At 71.2% G+C, this 16,661-nt stretch carries 10 protein-coding genes; 4 read left to right on the forward strand and 6 right to left on the reverse strand.

What is annotated here, in order from left to right; all coding sequences use genetic code 11:
• Nucleotides 1–92: 92 nt before the first annotated feature.
• The 3 genes from V7Z97_RS00435 (at nucleotide 93) to V7Z97_RS00445 (ending at nucleotide 5,174) form a co-directional block, all read left to right on the forward strand.
• A complete protein-coding gene (locus V7Z97_RS00435; protein ID WP_334160650.1) occupies nucleotides 93–1,370 on the forward strand; it encodes a S41 family peptidase in 1,278 nt (425 codons plus the stop codon).
• Between the two features lie 143 nt (nucleotides 1,371–1,513).
• Complete coding sequence (locus tag V7Z97_RS00440; RefSeq protein WP_334160651.1) at nucleotides 1,514–3,802, forward strand: NADP-dependent malic enzyme; 2,289 nt, start codon at nucleotides 1,514–1,516, stop codon at nucleotides 3,800–3,802.
• A gap of 67 nt (nucleotides 3,803–3,869) precedes the next feature.
• Complete coding sequence (locus tag V7Z97_RS00445) at nucleotides 3,870–5,174, forward strand: Hsp70 family protein (protein ID WP_334160654.1); 1,305 nt, start codon at nucleotides 3,870–3,872, stop codon at nucleotides 5,172–5,174.
• Nucleotides 5,175–5,192: 18 nt separating this feature from the next.
• Here the strand turns inward: V7Z97_RS00445 and V7Z97_RS00450 are convergent, their stop codons facing one another.
• The 3 genes from V7Z97_RS00450 to acs form a co-directional block, all read right to left on the reverse strand.
• The gene (locus tag V7Z97_RS00450; RefSeq protein ID WP_334160655.1) at nucleotides 5,193–8,033 is read right to left on the reverse strand and encodes a M16 family metallopeptidase; all 2,841 of its coding nucleotides are present in this window, start codon (nucleotides 8,031–8,033) and stop codon (nucleotides 5,193–5,195) included.
• A 96-nt stretch (nucleotides 8,034–8,129) separates the two neighbouring features.
• Nucleotides 8,130–9,110: a small ribosomal subunit Rsm22 family protein gene (locus V7Z97_RS00455; protein ID WP_334160656.1), complete on the reverse strand. Its 981-nt coding sequence runs from the start codon at nucleotides 9,108–9,110 to the stop codon at nucleotides 8,130–8,132.
• 14 nt (nucleotides 9,111–9,124) lie between these two features.
• Complete coding sequence (gene acs, locus V7Z97_RS00460; protein ID WP_334160657.1) at nucleotides 9,125–11,071, reverse strand: acetate--CoA ligase; 1,947 nt, start codon at nucleotides 11,069–11,071, stop codon at nucleotides 9,125–9,127.
• A 111-nt stretch (nucleotides 11,072–11,182) separates the two neighbouring features.
• On the opposite strand from acs, the gene V7Z97_RS00465 reads away from it, so the two are divergent.
• A complete protein-coding gene (locus V7Z97_RS00465) occupies nucleotides 11,183–11,731 on the forward strand; it encodes a hypothetical protein (protein ID WP_334160658.1) in 549 nt (182 codons plus the stop codon).
• 27 nt (nucleotides 11,732–11,758) lie between these two features.
• Here V7Z97_RS00465 and V7Z97_RS00470 read toward each other — a convergent pair whose 3' ends face one another.
• Genes V7Z97_RS00470 through V7Z97_RS00480 form a run of 3 tightly spaced genes read right to left on the reverse strand, consistent with a single transcriptional unit; the run spans nucleotide 11,759 to nucleotide 16,357 of the window.
• Nucleotides 11,759–13,717: a methyl-accepting chemotaxis protein gene (locus V7Z97_RS00470; protein ID WP_334160659.1), complete on the reverse strand. Its 1,959-nt coding sequence runs from the start codon at nucleotides 13,715–13,717 to the stop codon at nucleotides 11,759–11,761.
• 52 nt (nucleotides 13,718–13,769) lie between these two features.
• Complete coding sequence (locus V7Z97_RS00475; protein WP_334160660.1) at nucleotides 13,770–15,782, reverse strand: TonB-dependent receptor plug domain-containing protein; 2,013 nt, start codon at nucleotides 15,780–15,782, stop codon at nucleotides 13,770–13,772.
• Nucleotides 15,783–15,805: 23 nt separating this feature from the next.
• The gene (locus V7Z97_RS00480) at nucleotides 15,806–16,357 is read right to left on the reverse strand and encodes a hypothetical protein (RefSeq protein ID WP_334160662.1); all 552 of its coding nucleotides are present in this window, start codon (nucleotides 16,355–16,357) and stop codon (nucleotides 15,806–15,808) included.
• Nucleotides 16,358–16,661: the final 304 nt, after the last annotated feature.

Raw genomic sequence — 16,661 nt, forward strand, 5'->3', positions numbered from 1 at the left:
CACGCCGGTTTCCGGCGAATCCGCGCCCGTCTTCGACCGAAGCCGGCGCGCCGGGTGGCCTAGCTTCACGTCGGGGGGCGTAAGGAGCTTTCATGCGCACATTTCTGCTGGCCGCCGTGGCGACCGTGTCCATCCTGCTGGGGTCACCCGGCCAGGCCGCCCAGCCGCGGGCCGTGGTCGACCGGGTCGCCGACCAGATCGCGGCCAACTTCTACGATCCTGCCCGCGGGGCGCAGATCGCCGCGGAGCTGAAGGCCGAGGCCGCCCGCGGCGCCTACGACCGGCACACCGCGCCCCTCGACCTCGCGGAAGCGCTGACCGCACGGCTCCGGCCGCTCGACGGCCATTTCCAGGTGCAGTGGCAGGCGCCGCAGGGCGTATCGGCGAGCCCCGGCGGCCCGCAGCGGGTGCTGGAGGACCCCGACCGGGATCGCCGCGCCAACTACGGCTTCCGCGCCGTGGAGGTGCTTCCCGGCAACATCGGCCTGATCGACCTGCGCTACTTCGCGGGCTTTCGCGCGGAGGACGCGCCCGCCCGCGCCCGGGCCGACGCGGCCATGGCCATGATCGCCGGCGCCGACGCGGTGATCGTCGACCTGCGCGACAACGGCGGGGGCTCGCCGGCCATGGTGGGCTACCTGGCCAGCTACTTCGTCCCCCGAGGCGCCGACATCTACAACACCTTCAAGAGCCGCGGCCCGGACGCCCACGAGACGCCGCCGTACGAGGTGCGCGGCCCGCGCGTGCTCGATCGGCCGCTCTACATCCTGACCAGCGCCCGCACCGGCTCGGCGGCCGAGAGCTTCGCCTACACCCTGCAGGCGGCGAAGCGCGCCGTGGTGGTCGGCGAGGCGAGCGGCGGGGCGGCCAATCCCGGCGACTTCGCCCCCGCAGGCGACGGTTTCCGGGTGTTCGTGGCCACCGGACGGCCGGTGAACCCCATCACCCGAACCAACTGGGAGGGGACCGGCGTCACGCCCGACGTCGTCGTCCCGGCTGGCGACGCCTCGGCCCGGGCCCGGGCCCTGGCGTTGGGCGAGATCCGCAAGGCCGCCTCCGGCGTCGGCGCGGTCGAGGCGCAATGGGCGGCCGAGGCGCTCAGCCCGGCCGCGGTCGATCCGGCGGCGCTGGCCGCCTACGCCGGAGACTACGGCTCGCGACGCGTGGCGGTGGAGGACGGCCGCCTCGTCGTCCGCACCGGCCGGCGGCCGCCTCTCCTGCTGGTCCCGCTGGCGGGAGACCTGTTCTTTGTCGACGGCGCGGCCACGCCGCTGCGGATGCGCTTTGAACGCGACGGGGCGGGCCGGGTCACCGGCCTCCTGCTCCTGACCCCGGAGGGCCGGACGAGCCGCTGGGCCCGCGCCGGCTGAGCCCTGGCTTCGTCCCGACACGCCTCTCGCCCCGGCAGGGCCGGGGGCGCGCCGGGGCGTGACGTCACGGCAAAGGTTGTTTGTGGGATTTCGGGTGGGTAGGTTGCGCGCCCTCTTACCCGCCTCAGGACACCTCGCCGGCCATGAGCGACGACAGACGCACCTTCACGGACGAGGAGGCGCTGAGCTTCCACCGCGAGCCCCGGCCGGGGAAGATCGCCATCGCGGCCACTAAGCCGATGGCGACCCAGCGTGACCTGAGCCTCGCCTATTCGCCCGGCGTCGCCGTGCCGGTGCTGAAGATCGCCGAGGATCCGGAGAGCGCCTACGACTACACGTCCAAGGGCAACCTGGTGGCGGTGATCTCCAACGGCACCGCCATCCTGGGCCTGGGCAACCTCGGCGCGCTCGCCTCGAAGCCGGTGATGGAGGGCAAGGGCGTCCTCTTCAAGCGCTTCGCCGACGTGGACGCCATCGACATCGAGGTCTCGGCCACCGACCCGGACGAGATCATCACGGTGGTCAAGAACATCGGCGTCACCTTCGGCGGCATCAACCTCGAGGACATTAAGAGCCCCGAGTGCTTCCGGATCGAGACCGAGCTGCAGGAGCTGCTCGACATCCCGGTGTTCCACGACGACCAGCACGGCACGGCGATCATCACCGCCGCCGGCCTGATCAACGCCTGCCACATCACCGGCCGCGACATCGCCGACGTGAAGGTGGTGCTGAACGGACCCGGCGCGGCGGGCATCGCCACGCTCGAGCTGATCAAGTCCATGGGCGTGCGCCACGAGAACGTGCTGGCGGTGGACTCCAAGGGCGTCCTCTGGCGCGGCCGCACCGATGGCATGAACCAGTGGAAGAGCGCGCACGCGGTCGACACCGACCGGCGCACTCTGGCCGAGGCGCTGGAAGGCGCCGACGTGTTCATCGGGCTGTCCACCAAGGGCGCGCTGGACGGCGAGCTGGTGAAAACCATGGCGGCCAAGCCAATCATCTTCGCCATGGCCAACCCCGACCCGGAGATCACGCCGGAGGAGGTCTACAAGGTCCGCCCCGACGCCATCGTCGCGACTGGCCGGTCGGACTATCCCAACCAGGTCAACAACGTCCTGGGCTTCCCCTACATCTTCCGCGGCGCGCTCGACGTGCGGGCCCGCCGCGTGAACATGGAGATGAAGATCGCCTGCGCGAACGCGCTGGCGCAGCTCGCCCGCGAGGACGTGCCCGACGAGGTGGCCGCCGCCTACCACGGCGCCCAGCTGAAGTTCGGGCCGGAGTACATCATCCCGACGCCCTTCGACCCGCGGCTGATCTGGTACATCCCGCCGTTCGTGGCCCAGGCGGCCATGGACACCGGCGTCGCCCGCAAGCCGATCGAGGACATGGACGCCTACCGGGCCGCGCTGGCCCAGCGGCTCGATCCGACCGCGGCCTTCCTGCAGAAGCTGCAGGGCGCTGTGCTCGCGGGGCCCAAGAAGAAGATCGTGTTCGCCGAGGGCGAGGAGCCCAGCGTCATCCGCGCCGCCTACGCCTTCCAGTCGGGCGGCCTCGGCGAGGCGGTGCTGGTGGGCCGCGAGGAACTGGTGCACGAGAACATGCGCCTGGCCGGCCTCGACCCGGCGGAGGCCGGGCTCTCGATCGTCAACGCCCGCTCCTCGCACTGGAACGACGAGTTCGTCGACCACCTCTACGAGCGCCTGCAGCGCGAGGGCTATCTGCGCCGCGACGTCCAGCGGCTGATCAACCAGGACCGCAACTCCTTCGCCGCCTCCATGGTGGCGCTCGGCCACGCCGACGGCATGGTCACCGGCGTGACCCGCAACTTCGACCAGGCGCTGGAGGAGGTGCTGCGGGTGATCGATCCGGCCGAAGGCGGCCGGGTGATGGGCATGAGCGTGGTCCTGGCCAAGGGCCGCACCCTGTTCATCGCCGACACCAACGTCACCGAGATGCCCGAGGCCGAAGACCTGGTGGAGATCGCCATCGAGGCGGCCAATGCGGTCCGCACCCTGGGCTACACGCCCCGGGTGGCCTTCATGAGCTATTCCACCTTCGGCAACCCCATGGGCGAGCGCTCCGAGAAGGTGCGCGAGGCCGTGGCCATGCTGGACGAATACGACGGCGTCGACTTCGAGTACGAGGGCGAGATGCCGCCGGAGATCGCGCTCGAGCCGGCCCGGCGGGGCAACTATCCCTTCATGCGGCTGTCCGGCCCGGCCAACGTGCTGATCATGCCCGCCATCCACTCGGCGGCGATCTCCACCCAGCTGCTCAAGTCGCTCGGCGGGGCGACGGTGATCGGGCCGATCCTGCTGGGCCTCGACAAGGCGGTGCAGATCACCCCGCTCTCGGCCTCGGTGTCGCGGATCCTGCACATGGCGACCATGGCCGCCTACGACCGCGCGCTCGACGTCGACGAGGGGTAGCCGCCGCGGGGCGCGTTCTGCTACTTGGCGCGCCCCCCAACGGACAGCCGGAACCCCGGAGCGCGCGATGACGGCCGCCCTTTCGCTCGGCATCGACTTCGGCACCACCAACACGGTGGTGGCGCTGACCGACGGCGCGGGCCCCGCGCACCTGGTGAAGTTTCCCGCCCCGGAAGGGGAGCTCTTCGCCTTCCGCTCCTGCCTGTCGTTCCACGCGCCGCCGGAACACCCCTCGGAACGGACCATCGCGGCCGGCCCCTGGGCGATCGAGGCCTATGTCGAAGACCCGGCCGAAACCCGGTTCATCCAGTCGTTCAAGAGCTTCGCCGCCCAGGAGAGCTTCACCGAGACCCAGGTGCTGGGACGCCGCTACCGGTTCGAGGACCTGCTCTCCACCTTCCTCCTGAAGCTGCGCGACTACGCGGGCCCGGAGATGGCCGACCTGCCTTCGCGGGTGATCGTCGGGCGGCCGGTGACCTTCGCCGGCGGCTCGCCCAACGAGGCGCTGGCCCTGGAGCGCTACGAGACCGCCTTCCGGCGCATGGGTTTCACCGAGATCCTTTACGCCTACGAGCCGGTCGGCGCGGCCTTCTTCTTCGCCCGCGAGCTCGACCACGACGCCACCGTGCTGGTGGGCGACTTCGGCGGCGGCACCAGCGACTTCTCGATCATCCGCTTCGAGCGTGAGGGGGGCGAGATCCGCTCGACCCCGCTCGGGCGCTCCGGGGTCGGCGTGGCGGGCGACGCCTTCGACTACCGGATCATCGACCAGCTGGTCTCGCCCGAGCTCGGCAAGGGCTCCAGCTACGAGAGCTTCGGCAAGGTCCTGCCGATCCCCAACCGCTACTACTCGGCCTTCGCCCGCTGGGACCAGCTCGCCCTGATGCGCGCCAGCCGCGACATGCGCGAGATCCGCAAGCTGGTGCGCGAAGCGACCGAGCCGGAGAAGATCGCCCGGCTCGTGGAGACGCTCGACGAGAACTACGGCTACCGGCTCTACCGCGCGGTCTCGGACCTGAAGGTGGCGCTCTCCTCACGGGAGGCCGCCGAGTTCCGGTTCGAGGCGGGCTCGATCGCCATCCGGCGGGAGGTGGCGCGACGCGAGTTCGAGGGCTGGATCGCGCCCGAGCTCGCCCAGATCGAGGCGGCGGTCGACCGCGCCCTGGACGCGGCGGGTCTGCCGCCGGACGGGATCGACCGCATCTTCCTGACCGGCGGCTCGTCCCTGGTGCCGGCCGTGCGCGACATCTTCCACCGCCGGTTCCCGCGCGAGCGCATCGAGACGGGCGCGGAGCTGGAATCCATCGCCTCGGGCCTCGCCCTCATGGGCCGCGAGCGCGACCTCGGCCGCTGGACGCAGCGCAACCCCTGAGCGCCAGGCGTCCGGGCTCTAGTCGCCCTTCTTCAGGCTGGCCGAGTCCAGGTCCAGCCGGTCCACGGGGATGACCTCGAGGCCGGGCAGCTTCGCCTTCAGCGGCGCGGCGAAGGCCTTGGCGTCGCCAGCCACGATGACGCTGGCCTTGGCCGGATCGAGCACCGTGCCGGCGAAGCCCTGCACCTGGGGCGCCGTCACCGCCTCGACCTTGGTTGTGTAGGCGGTGATCTCGTCCAGGGGCACGCCGTAGAGAGCCAGGTTGCCCAGGATGTCGGCCAGGCCGTCGGTGGTGGCGAGTTCGCGGCCGAAGCCGCCCACCAGCACGGATTTCCGGGCCTTCAGCTCTTCGGCGGACGCGGGCTCCGCGGCGAGCTTGGTCAGCTCGGCCTTGATCAGGTCCAGCACCTCCGGCGCGGACTCGTTCTTGGTCTGGGCGCTCGCCGAGAAGGAGCCGGTGGTGCGGCCGGTCGAGAGCCGGGCCCGGGCCCCGTAGGACAGGCCCCGCTTGATGCGGATCTCCTGGTTCAGCCGCGCCGAGTAGCCGCCGCCCAGCACGGTCGCGGCGACCACGCCCGGATAGTAGTCGGGGTCGCTGCGGGCGATGGCTGGACCCACCACCGTCACCGCGGCCTGGCCGGTGCCGGGCAGGTCGATGGCCACGGCGCGGGGCCGCACCACGGGCCGCACGGCCGGGGCGGCGGCCAGCGGAGCGGACGGCTTCGCCCAGTCGCCAAACGCCCGCTCCGCGAGCGCGAAGCCCTGCTCGGGAGTGATCGCGCCGGTGAGCACGAGGATGGCGTTGTCGGGGCGGAACCAGGCGCTGTGGATGGCCATGAGGTGCTCCGGCTTCAGCCTGGCGATGGAGGCCGGGGTGCCGGTCGGGACGTGGCCGAACGGCGTGCCGCCGAACACCACGGGCGCGGCCGCGAAGCCCGCGACGCTGCCCGGCTCCTGGTAGGCGACGGCGAGGCCGTCCAGCGCCTGCTGCCGCTGGCGCTCCAGCTCCTCGGCGGCGAAGGCGGGGTTCCGCGCCACGTCGGCCATGATCGCCATGGCGGCGTCCAGCTTGTCGGGCATGACGTTGAGGGTCACGGACGAGGCCTCCAAAGCCGCGCCCGAGGAGAGCGTGGCGCCCAGCGCCTCCGCCTGGCTCGCCACCTGCTGGGCGGAGCGGGTCTTCGTGCCCTCGGTGAGCATGTTGGCGGTCATGGCGGCGGTGCCGGCCAGCCCGTGCGGATCGGCCCAGGCGCCGACCTTCACCGTCAGGTCGGCGGTGACCAGCGGCAGGTCCGAGGACTGGGCGACGATGACCCTGAGGCCGTTCGGCAGGGTGCGCTCCACCGGCTTCGGCAGCACCGGCGCGACCGGTTCGGCCAGGGGCGGCGGCGCGACGCGCTGGCCCTCCGGCGCGAGCGCGAACACAGGCCCGTCGTACTTGGCCACCGTCTTCGGGAGCGTGGCCGGCGCGGGCGCGGTCTCGGTGGCCGGCCGCTCACTCTCGGCGCGGTAGCGGATCACCATGCGACCGTTGTCGGCGAGGTATTTCCTGGCCACCCGCTGGACATCGGCGGCTGTGACCGCGGCGAGGTCGGCGACCTCGGTGTTGGCCTTGGCCGCGTCGCCGTCCACCAGCAGGGCGTAGCCGAGCGCGAAGCCGCGGCCGTCGATGGTCTCGCGCTCGCGCAGCTTGCCGGCGATCAGCTCGTTCTTGGCCTCCGCCAGTTCGGCCGCCGTGGGCGGGGCGTCGCGCAGGCGCTTCACCTCGGCCATCAGGGCCGCTTCGCCAGCCTCCAGGGTCTTGCCGCTGGCCATGATCGCGCCGACCCCGAACATGCCCGGCTGGGCCGGCAGGTCGGCGACGGAGAAGGCCTCGGCGGCGATCTGGTGCTCATAGACCAGGCTGTTGTAGAGCCGCGACGACTTCCCGGCCGAGAGGATGGCGTCGAGCACCGTCAGCGCCGGCGCGTCCGGATGCGAGGCGGCGGGGCCCTTCCAGGTGATGGCCAGGGCCGGCAGCGGAACGTTCGGCCCGTAGCCGTTGAAGACGCCGGGCTCGGTGCGCGGCGGCTCCACGGCGGTGACCCGCGTGATCGGCTGGGCCGGCCGCTTCAACGGGCCGAAGTACTTGTCGACCCACGCGTTCAGCTTCGCCTCGTCGAAGTTGCCGACCACGATCAGCGCGGCGTTGTCCGGCCGGTAGTAGGCCTGATGGAAGGCCCGCACGTCGTCGATGGTCGCCGCGTCCAGCTCCTCGATCGAGCCGATACCGGGGCGCTTGTAGGGGTGGGTCGTGTAGGTCGCCTGCGGCAGGTAGAGGCCGAAGAGGCGGCCGTAGGGACTGGCGAGGATCCGCTGGCGCAGCTCCTCCTTCACCACGTCGCGCTCGGACTTGAAGACCGCCTCGTCGACCACGAGCGAGCCCAGCCGTTCGGCCTCGACCCAGAGCAGGCGCTCCAGGTGATTGGCCGGCACCACCTCGTAGTAGTTGGTGAAGTCGTCGTAGGTGGAGGCGTTGTTGAAGCCGCCCACGTCCTCGGTCATCCGGTCGATGCTCTCGGCCGGCAGGTTCTTCGTGGCCTTGAACATCATGTGCTCGAACAGGTGGGCGAAGCCCGAGCGGCCCTGCGGGTCGTCCTTGGAGCCCACGCCGTACCAGACCTGCACCGATACGTTCGGCGTGGTGCGGTCGAGCGAGGTGAACACCTTCAGCCCGTTCGGCAGGGTGCGCTCCTTGTAGACGATGGGCGGGGTCTCGGTCCGCACCGCGGCCGGCGCGGCCTGGGCGAGCGCGGCGCCGGAAAGCGCGGTGGTGGCGAGGAAGACGGCGAGACCGGCGGCGCGGGCGGTGCGGAGCATGGAGGCTTCCCGAAAGGACGTTGGGCGAACCTGTAGCACCCGCCGGGCGCCGGGGAAGCTTACGGCTGTGTCATCTGGACGGGAGGCGCCGGCGCCTCAGCCCTCGAACACGTCACCCCAGCCCAGCCGGCGGGCCGCGGCGTGGCCGGGCTTGTCGCGCCGCGGGACATGGCGCGCCTGCAGACCCTCGGGGCCGCAGAGCTTCAGGTCGATGCCCGGCTTGCCGGCCCGCGGATGGCTCAGCACCCGCGGCGACCGGGCAGCCGGGGCGAGGCCCGGCCGGGCGGCGACCAGGTAGGCGAACTTCTCGTCCTCGAACGGCGCCTCGGCGCCCTTGGCCAGCCGGTGGTCGCGGCTGCGCGGCAGGCGCACCGAGAAATGGCACCAGTCGGGCGCGGCGAGCGGGCAGTCGCGGGCGTGCGGACAGGGCGCCAGGACGTCGGCGCCCGCCGCGATCAGGGCCTGGCGCGCGGCGAGCAGGCGGGTGAAGCCGGCGGGCGTCCCGGGCTCCACCAGCGCCAGAACGCCGTCGCAGGCGTCCCACAGGCTGCGGACCACGTCGGCCTGCCGGGCGGGCGCGATCTCGGCAAGCGCGTAGCTCGCCACCACCAGGTCGGCGTGGGGCCAGCCGGCGCCAGGGGCGGTGAGGTCCGCGCGCCGCCGGTCGGAGCCGCGGATCGGGGCCGGCGCGCCGTCGGCCAGCCGGCCGGCCAGGTCGAGGAAGGGTGGGCTCTCGTCCAGCCAGGTGACGCCGGAAATCCCCGGCCAGGCCTCGAGCGCCGCCCAGCTCGCCGCGGCGGGCCCGGAGCCGGCGTCCAGCACGCTCTTCGGCGCAAAGCCCGGCGCCATGCGGGCGGCCTCGCCGAGCACGGTGGCGCAGGCGGCGTAGGTGGCCGGCAGCCGCGCGAGCGCATAGGCCAGCGCGTCCTCCAGCCCGCGCACCACCCCGGCCGAGCCCTGGCCCGACCGGTAGGCGGCGGAGGTGCGCGCGGCCCGTTCCGCCAGGCCGCGGCGGGAGACGCCCTCGAGCTCCCGTTCCAGCGCCGCGCGCAGGGCGCCGGGAAGCTCGAGGCCCACGTCCGCTCCTCAGGTCAGGCGTCGGCGCCGGCCCGGTTCTTCACCAGGTCGTCGACCACGCCGGGATCGGCGAGAGTGGAGGTGTCGCCGAGGTTGCCGAGGTCGTCCTCGGCGATCTTGCGCAGGATCCGGCGCATGATCTTGCCCGAGCGGGTCTTCGGCAGGCCGGGCGCGAACTGCACCACGTCGGGGGCGGCGAACGGCCCGATCTCCCGGCGGATCCAGCCCTTCAGCTCCGCCTGCAGGATGTCAGTGGGCGTGACGTCGGCCTTCAGCGTCACGTAGCAGTAGATGCCCTGGCCCTTCACCTCGTGCGGGTAGCCGACCACCGCGGCCTCCGCCACCGCCTCGTGGGCCACCAGCGCGCTCTCGATCTCGGCGGTGCCCAGCCGGTGCCCGGAGACGTTGATCACGTCGTCCACCCGCCCGGTGATCCAGTAGTAGCCGTCCTCGTCGCGGCGGGCGCCGTCGCCGGTGAAGTACTTGCCGGGATAGGTGGTGAAGTAGGTGGCGATGAACCGCTCGTGGTCGCCGTACACGGTGCGCATCTGGCCGGGCCAGCTCTCGGTGATGCAGAGGTTGCCGGAGACCGCGCCTTCCAGGACCTTGCCCTCGGCGTCGACGAGCTGCGGCTTGATCCCCGGCAGCGGCCTGGCGCAGGAACCGGGCTTCAGCGGGGTGGCCCCCGGCAGAGGGCTCATCAGGCAAGCCCCGGTCTCGGTCTGCCACCAGGTGTCGACGATCGGGCAGCGGCCCTCGCCCACGACGCGGTGGTACCAGAGCCAGGCCTCCGGGTTGATCGGCTCCCCCACCGTGCCCAGCAGTCGGATCGACTTGCGGGAGGTGCGCGTCACCGGCGCCTCGCCCTCGCGCATCAGGGCCCGGATGGCCGTCGGCGCCGTGTAGAAGATCTCGACGTTGTGCTTGTCGCAGACCTCCCAGAACCGCGACGAGGTCGGGTAGTTCGGCACGCCCTCGAACATCACCGTGGTGGCCGCATTGGCCAGCGGCCCGTAGACCACATAGCTGTGGCCGGTGACCCAGCCGATGTCGGCGGTGCACCAGAAGACCTCGCCCGGCCGGTAGTCGAACACCAGCTCGTGGGTGTAGGCCGCCCAGGTGAGATAGCCGCCGGTGGTGTGCAGCACGCCCTTGGGCTTACCCGTGGAGCCCGAGGTGTAGAGGATGAACAGCGGATCCTCGGCGTTCATCGGCTCTGGGTCGCACTGGTCGGAGACCTGCTTCTTAAGTTCGGAGAAGAAGGCGTCGCGGCCCGGCGTCATCGGCACATCGGCGCGGGTGCGGCGCACGACGATCACGTCGGTCACGCCCGGGCAGGTCTTCAGGGCCTCGTCGACGTTGAGCTTCAGGGGCACGATCCGGCCGCCGCGAACGCCCTCGTCGGCGGTGATGACGATCTTCGAGTCGCAGTCCTGGATGCGGCCGGCCAGGCTGTCGGGCGAGAAGCCGCCGAACACCACCGAATGCACCGCGCCGATGCGCGCGCAGGCCAGCATCACCGCGGCCGCGGCCGGGATCATGGGCAGGTAGACGGTGACACGGTCGCCCTTCTTCACCCCCTTGGCCTTGAGCACATTGGCCCAGCGGCAGACCTCCGCGTGGAGCTGGCGGTAGGTGAGCGCGTCATAGACCTCGGGGTCGTCGCTCTCCCAGATGATCGCGGTCTGGTCGCCGCGGGTCTCCAGGTGACGGTCCAGGCAGTTCACCGAGACGTTCAGGATCCCGTCGGCGTACCAGCGGATGCGGAAGTCCTTTTTGTCGAAGGAGACGTCGCGGATCTGGGTGGGCGGCTCGATCCAGTCGAGCCGGCCGGCCACGTCGCGCCAGTAGCCCTCCGGATCGGCGTCGGCGCGTTCGCAGGCCGCCTCGTAGGCCGCGGCGTCCATCCGCGCGCGCTTGGCCCACGCCTCGGGCACCGGGAAAACCTCGCTATCCGACATGGCTCCACTCCCTTCACAAGGTGTGGATCACTATGCGGTCGGGGCGGGGTGGCGCAACACGCCGCAGCATCGGCGGTTGCCGGGACTCAAGGCCCCCGCCATGTTCGCGCGATGCTTCGGACAGGCAAAACGCTGCTGGCGGCGGCGCTCGTGGCGGCGCTCGGCGGCTGCGAGGCGGGCGTGCGCAAGGACGCCGCCAAGGGCGCGGAGCGGCTGTTCGCCGCCGTGGTCGCCCGCGACCGCGTGGCCTTCGAGGCGGCCGTGGACCGCCGCGCCGTGCGCGAGGACCTGCGCGGCCAGCTCATCGAGGTCGCCCGCGAGCAGGGTCTGGAAGTCGACGGCGGCCCGTCCGAATTCGTCCTGGACCGGATGATCGGCCCCGAAGCCTTCCGGCTGGTGGACGAGCGCGGTCAGCGGCTGGCGCAGGCGCCGACCGCCGACCAGCTGGCCGGTATGATCGAGGTGCAGGACCGTGGGCGCGCCTGCGTGCAGGACACCGCCGACCGGTGCCTGCTGACCTTCGCGCGGCAGAACTCCGACGAGGGGCCACAGTGGCGACTGGTGGCCATGCCGGCCAGCGACCTCGTCATCCGCGTGCCGGGAACGGACACGCCCGGCGAGACGGCTCGCCGGGCGCAGGGTCGGTCTCCCGAAGGCTGAGGGCCCGGAGGCTCCGGAACAAGGGCCTCAGAATTCCTCCCAGTCATCGATCCGGGCGGCTGTGGCCGCGCTGGACGCGTAGGGGGTCCGGGCCGTCGGACGCGGCGTAGCGGCCGGGGCGCGGGCCGGCGCGGACCGGGCCGGGGCGGCCGCGGAGACGCCGCGGGCCGCGGCCTGGGTCTCGCCGGTGTCGAACTCGCCGATCAGGCGGCGGAGCTCGGCGGCCTCGCTGCGCAGCGCATGGGTGGCGGCGGTCGTCTCCTCCACCATGGCGGCGTTCTGCTGGGTCACCTGGTCCATGTTGTTCACGGCCAGGTTCACTTCGTGGAGCCCCGCCGACTGCTCCTGGGCGGAGGTGGCGATGTCGCTGACCAGGGCGTCGATGGCCTCCACCTGGCTGACCATCTGCTGCAGCGCCTCGCCGGTCTCGCCGACCAGGGCGACGCCCTGCTCCACCTGGGCTGTGGAAGCCGAGATCAGGGTCTTGATCTCCTTGGCGGCGTCGGCGGAACGCTGGGCCAGGGCCCGGACTTCCGAGGCCACGACCGCGAAGCCGCGGCCGGCGTCGCCGGCCCGGGCCGCTTCGACCCCGGCGTTCAGGGCCAGCAGGTTGGTCTGGAAGGCGATCTCGTCGATGACGCCGATGATCTGGCTGATCTGGCCGGCCGACTTCTCGATCTCGCCCATGGCCGATACGGCGCGGCTGACCACCTCCTCGCCCCGCGATGCGCCGGCCTTGGCCGTGTGCACCGCCGAGCGGGCCGTCTGCGCGCCCTCGGCCGATTTCTTCACCGTGGTGGTGATCTGCTCCAGGGCCGCGGCGGTCTGCTCGAGGCTCGCCGCCTGCTGCTCGGTGCGGCGCGACAGGTCGTCGGAGGCCCCGGCGATCTGGTCGGCGCCCGCGCCGATCTGGCCGGCGTTGGAGGTGATGACGCGCATGGCGTCCTGCAGCTTCTCCATGGCGGCGTTGAAGTCCGCGCGGAGCTGTTCGTACTCGGCCGCGAACGGGGTCGAGAGGCGATGCTTCAGGTCGCCCTGGGACAGGCGCGCCAGGCCGTCGGCCAGGGCGTGCACCACGGCCACCTGGGCCTCCTGGGTCCGGGCCCGCTCGGTCTCCACCTGCTCGCGCATGGCCGCTTCCCGGGCCTGGCTGGCCTCCTGCTCGGCGCGGAGCGCGTCCATCCGCTGGAGGTTCTCCTTGAACACGCCGAGGCCGCGCACGATGGCGCCCAGCTCGTCGCCGCGCTGCAGGGGCTCCAGGTCCACGGCGTAATCGCCGCCGGCCAGGGTCTCGGTCGCCTGGGCGATGCCGTTGATGCCCTTGCGGACGCCCATGATGATCGCCACCGACAGCCACGCTACCGCCAGCAGGGTGAGCAGCGAGCAGCCCATGACGATCTTGCCGGTCAGCGCCGCCTGGGCGGCGCTCTCCTCCGCCCGACGTGCGGCGTCGGCCTGGACGGCGTTGCGCGCCTTCTCCAGCGTGCCGGTCATCCGGGCGTAGTGTTCCTCGAAGGGTTGTACGAAGGCTACGGCGGTGGCGAAGTCGACCCCCATCATGGAGCCCACGACCTCGACCCCGCCGCGGTAGTCGGTGAGGTCCTTGGCGACCTGGGCGAAGCGCGCCTGCTCCGCCTTCGGCAGCTCCTTCTTGAGCTTCTCGACGTCGGCCTTGATGGTGTCCACCTCGCCCATCATCGCCTGCAGCTTCTCGGGCGCGTCCGACGGGCCGCCGGCGACGGCGCCGGCCTGGCTAGTCATCGCCTGGTAGATCTTCAGATGGGCGGCGGTGATCCGGGTGGAGAGCGCGGCGACCTGCAGGCTGGTGGCCATGTCGTGCTCGACGATCTGGTCCAGCGTCTGCGCCTGCTGCTGCTGGCTGTAGAAGGCGCCGCCCGAGACGAGGGCGAGCACCACGACCGCGACCGCCGGGGCGACCGCCATCTTCACGACGAGCGACAGGTCGGTGAAGCGAAGCATCTTCATGTTTCGGACTCCGGAAAAGGGTGCGGCCCCGCTTCTGCGGGCCCGCATGGGGTCACCAGGCCTTGCTGACCGAAGCGAAGATCCGACGCTCCGCCTCGAGGCCGGGGGTCTGCCGCTGCCGCTCGTGCAGGAGGTTCTGGCCCGCGACCGCCACGGTCAGGCCGTTGTCCAGCTTCCGGGCCACGCGGCCGCCCAGGGTGGTGAAGGCGTCGACCTTCTGCAGGCCCGTGCCGACCACCGCGGGGAATTCGTACTCGCCCACGTAATGCAGGAAGGCGTCCGCTTCCCAGTCCGCGTTGGACCAGCCGGCGGCCAGGTTGCCCCGGTGCTTGGGGCTGGTGCGGTCGAAGGCGGCGCCGCGCAGCGTCAGGTCGACGCCGGCGAAGGGCTTATCCTTCACGTCGGTGTAGGTGTAGTCGGCGCTCCAGCGGAAGCCGGTCTTCGCCGAGCCGGAGGCGGAGAGCTCGACGCCCTTCATCTCGGAGTCCGAGGTGTTGATGAACTGCACGGCCGGAAGGCTCGTGCGGGTGGGCGCGATGTCGAGGCCGGCGCTGCTGGGGATCCCCTTGATGTCCTCCCATTCCTGCCAGAACACCCGGACCCCGGCCCTGGCGTTGATCGCCGGAAGGCTGCGGTCGTAGGAGACCTGGTAGTTCGTCACGATGCTGGGGCGCAGGTTGGGGTTGCCCACGAAGGCCAGATTGACGCCAGGCGCGAGCGGGGTGGTTCCCGACAGGCCGCCCATCTCCACCAGCGTCGGCGCCTGGACGCCGCGGCCGTAGGACAGGCGGATGGTGTCGTCCGACGTCGGGCGGAAGACCGCCGCGGCGTTGACGCTCAGCTCCTTCACCTTGCGGTCCCACAGCGCGTTGTCGGCCAGCGGCGCGCCGGCCGGGAAGCTGCCGGAGCGCTCGATCTCCATCGTGTCGTGGCGCAGGGCGACGGTGGTCGAGAACTTGTCGCTGACCTGCCAGTTCCACATGCCCGACAGGGCGAACACGTCGTAGCCGATGTCCCCGCCCGGAAGCGGCGCGGTGTCGAGGGTGTTGTTGCGGTACTCCGCCCCGATCCGGAAGGTGTGGGCCGCGCCGACCTTGAACAGGTCCTGGGCGCTGACCACGCGGATGCGGTTCTCCCAGTTCGTGCTGCCGAGGATCACGTACTTGGCGCTCAGGTCGTTCTGGTAGGCCGAGAGCTGGAGCAGGCCCAGCCTGGTCTCGGACGCCAGGGTCACCTTCACGGACGAGACCGCGCTCTTGGTGGGCGAATAGGCGCTGCCGGCGATCGTGCTCTGCTGCACGTTCGACCAGGAACCCTCGACCCGAAGCTCGGTCTTGTCCGTCACCTGGGCGACGGTGTCGATCGCGGCGCTGACGCTCTCAGGCGGATGGAGGCGGGTGGTGTCGGCCAGGCCGATGGTGTTCTTCCACTCGTCCTGCTTCTCGGCGCCCAGAGAGATGCGCGCCGAGAGCTTCTCGCCGAGCTTGCCCGTGGCGACCAGCGAGGCGCCCCGGTAGTCATTCGTCCCGACGCGGACGTCGAAGGCGTCGGTGTCGTCGAACTTCGGGTTGAAGGTGATGATGTTCACCACGCCCGACACGGCGTTGAAGCCGAAGAGCGCCGTGTTCGGGCCCTTCACCACCTCGATCTGGCGGATCTCCTGCAGCTGGACGGGAATGTTCCGCCACAGGGTGACGCCATAGTGGTCGAGGTAGACCTGACGGCCGTTCACCAGCACCAGCAGGCGCGGCGAGCTCGACTGGTTGTAGCCGCGCACGTTCACGTCGGTGTGGCCGGCGGAGAAGTTCAGCACGTCGACGCCCGCGACGCGGCTGATGATCGTCGGCAGGTCGGTGGCGCCGGAGCGGCGGATGTCGTCCTGCGAGATGATCTGCATGTCGGCCGGGGCTTCCGGCGCGCGCTGCGGGGAGCCCGTGGCGCTGGTGGTGACCGGCTCGTTGAACAGCTCCTCGAGCGAGCCGTAGTCGATGGACTGGGCGCTGGCCGGCATGGCGGCGGCGAGCGCGAGGCCGGCGGCGCCGGCGGCGAAAAGGATCTTCTTCATTTTGCTCAGCTTTCTCGGGCCGCTCAGATTTCTTTGATCATCATGCGGAACGCGGCCTTGAAGGCGGCGCCGACGGCCGCGGCCGCCGCACGGTTGACGGTGATCTCGACCTTGGGCGTGGTGGTCACGCCCATGACGCAGGCGCCGGAGCGCACGCACGCCGGGTCGGAGCCGATCGTGACCAGCTTCTTGCCCTTGGCCGCGCCGCCCACGGCGGCGTAGTTCACGCCGCCGGTGACGTAGAGGGCGTTCACGCCCGAGACGCCGCCGACCGCGCCGGCTTCCACCGGCTTGCCGACCAGGGTCACCGCGCCGGCGCTGTAGCCGCTGCCGAGCGCCGCCATGACGGCGTTCTTCTCGGCGACCGACGCGGGCTTGGACGGATCGAAGACGACGCCCAGCGTCGCCTTCCCCGTGGGACCGTTCTCCAGGAAGGTCAGCGCACGGCCCGCCACCTGCAGGTCCTTGGCCGCGTCGGCGAAGGCGGCGCCCGGACTGGCCAGCAGTGCGCTGGCGGTCAGCGCCGCAATGCAATTACTTGCCTTGATAATAGTATTCGACGGAGTGAAACGCATATTTTCCTCGCCCCCCTCGGGCTGTTCGCACGTGAGGAAGGCAAAGGACGGTTGAATGGAAGATTAATGATAACTAGTTAGCTAGATATATTAGAGTGATCGTTCGCATGTTCGCGGTTGTTCGCCGGTAAGACTATGAGCACTGGCAAAGTATACGCCTTCAGCCCTACCAAATATCCCTTCGCGCCGCGCGCCGTCCGGCGGGTTTCGACTGAGTTCTTCTTGCCGCGCCGCGCGCGCATCCCGAGTTTCCGGATCCCCGCCGCGCCACGACGACCGGCCTGACCGCGGTAGCGCCACGGCG

The sequence above is a fragment of the Phenylobacterium sp. genome (genome assembly GCF_036821595.1).
Taxonomy (GTDB): domain Bacteria; phylum Pseudomonadota; class Alphaproteobacteria; order Caulobacterales; family Caulobacteraceae; genus Phenylobacterium.

Coding starts and splice junctions, on each gene's coding strand:
- V7Z97_RS00465 (WP_334160658.1), top strand. CDS start 11,183: ATGCTTCGGACAGGCAAAACGCTGCTGGCGGCGGCGCTCGTGGCGGCG.
- V7Z97_RS00445 (WP_334160654.1), top strand. CDS start 3,870: ATGACGGCCGCCCTTTCGCTCGGCATCGACTTCGGCACCACCAACACG.
- V7Z97_RS00450 (WP_334160655.1), bottom strand. CDS start 8,033: ATGCTCCGCACCGCCCGCGCCGCCGGTCTCGCCGTCTTCCTCGCCACC.
- V7Z97_RS00435 (WP_334160650.1), top strand. CDS start 93: ATGCGCACATTTCTGCTGGCCGCCGTGGCGACCGTGTCCATCCTGCTG.
- acs (WP_334160657.1), bottom strand. CDS start 11,071: ATGTCGGATAGCGAGGTTTTCCCGGTGCCCGAGGCGTGGGCCAAGCGC.
- V7Z97_RS00480 (WP_334160662.1), bottom strand. CDS start 16,357: ATGCGTTTCACTCCGTCGAATACTATTATCAAGGCAAGTAATTGCATT.
- V7Z97_RS00475 (WP_334160660.1), bottom strand. CDS start 15,782: ATGAAGAAGATCCTTTTCGCCGCCGGCGCCGCCGGCCTCGCGCTCGCC.
- V7Z97_RS00470 (WP_334160659.1), bottom strand. CDS start 13,717: ATGAAGATGCTTCGCTTCACCGACCTGTCGCTCGTCGTGAAGATGGCG.
- V7Z97_RS00440 (WP_334160651.1), top strand. CDS start 1,514: ATGAGCGACGACAGACGCACCTTCACGGACGAGGAGGCGCTGAGCTTC.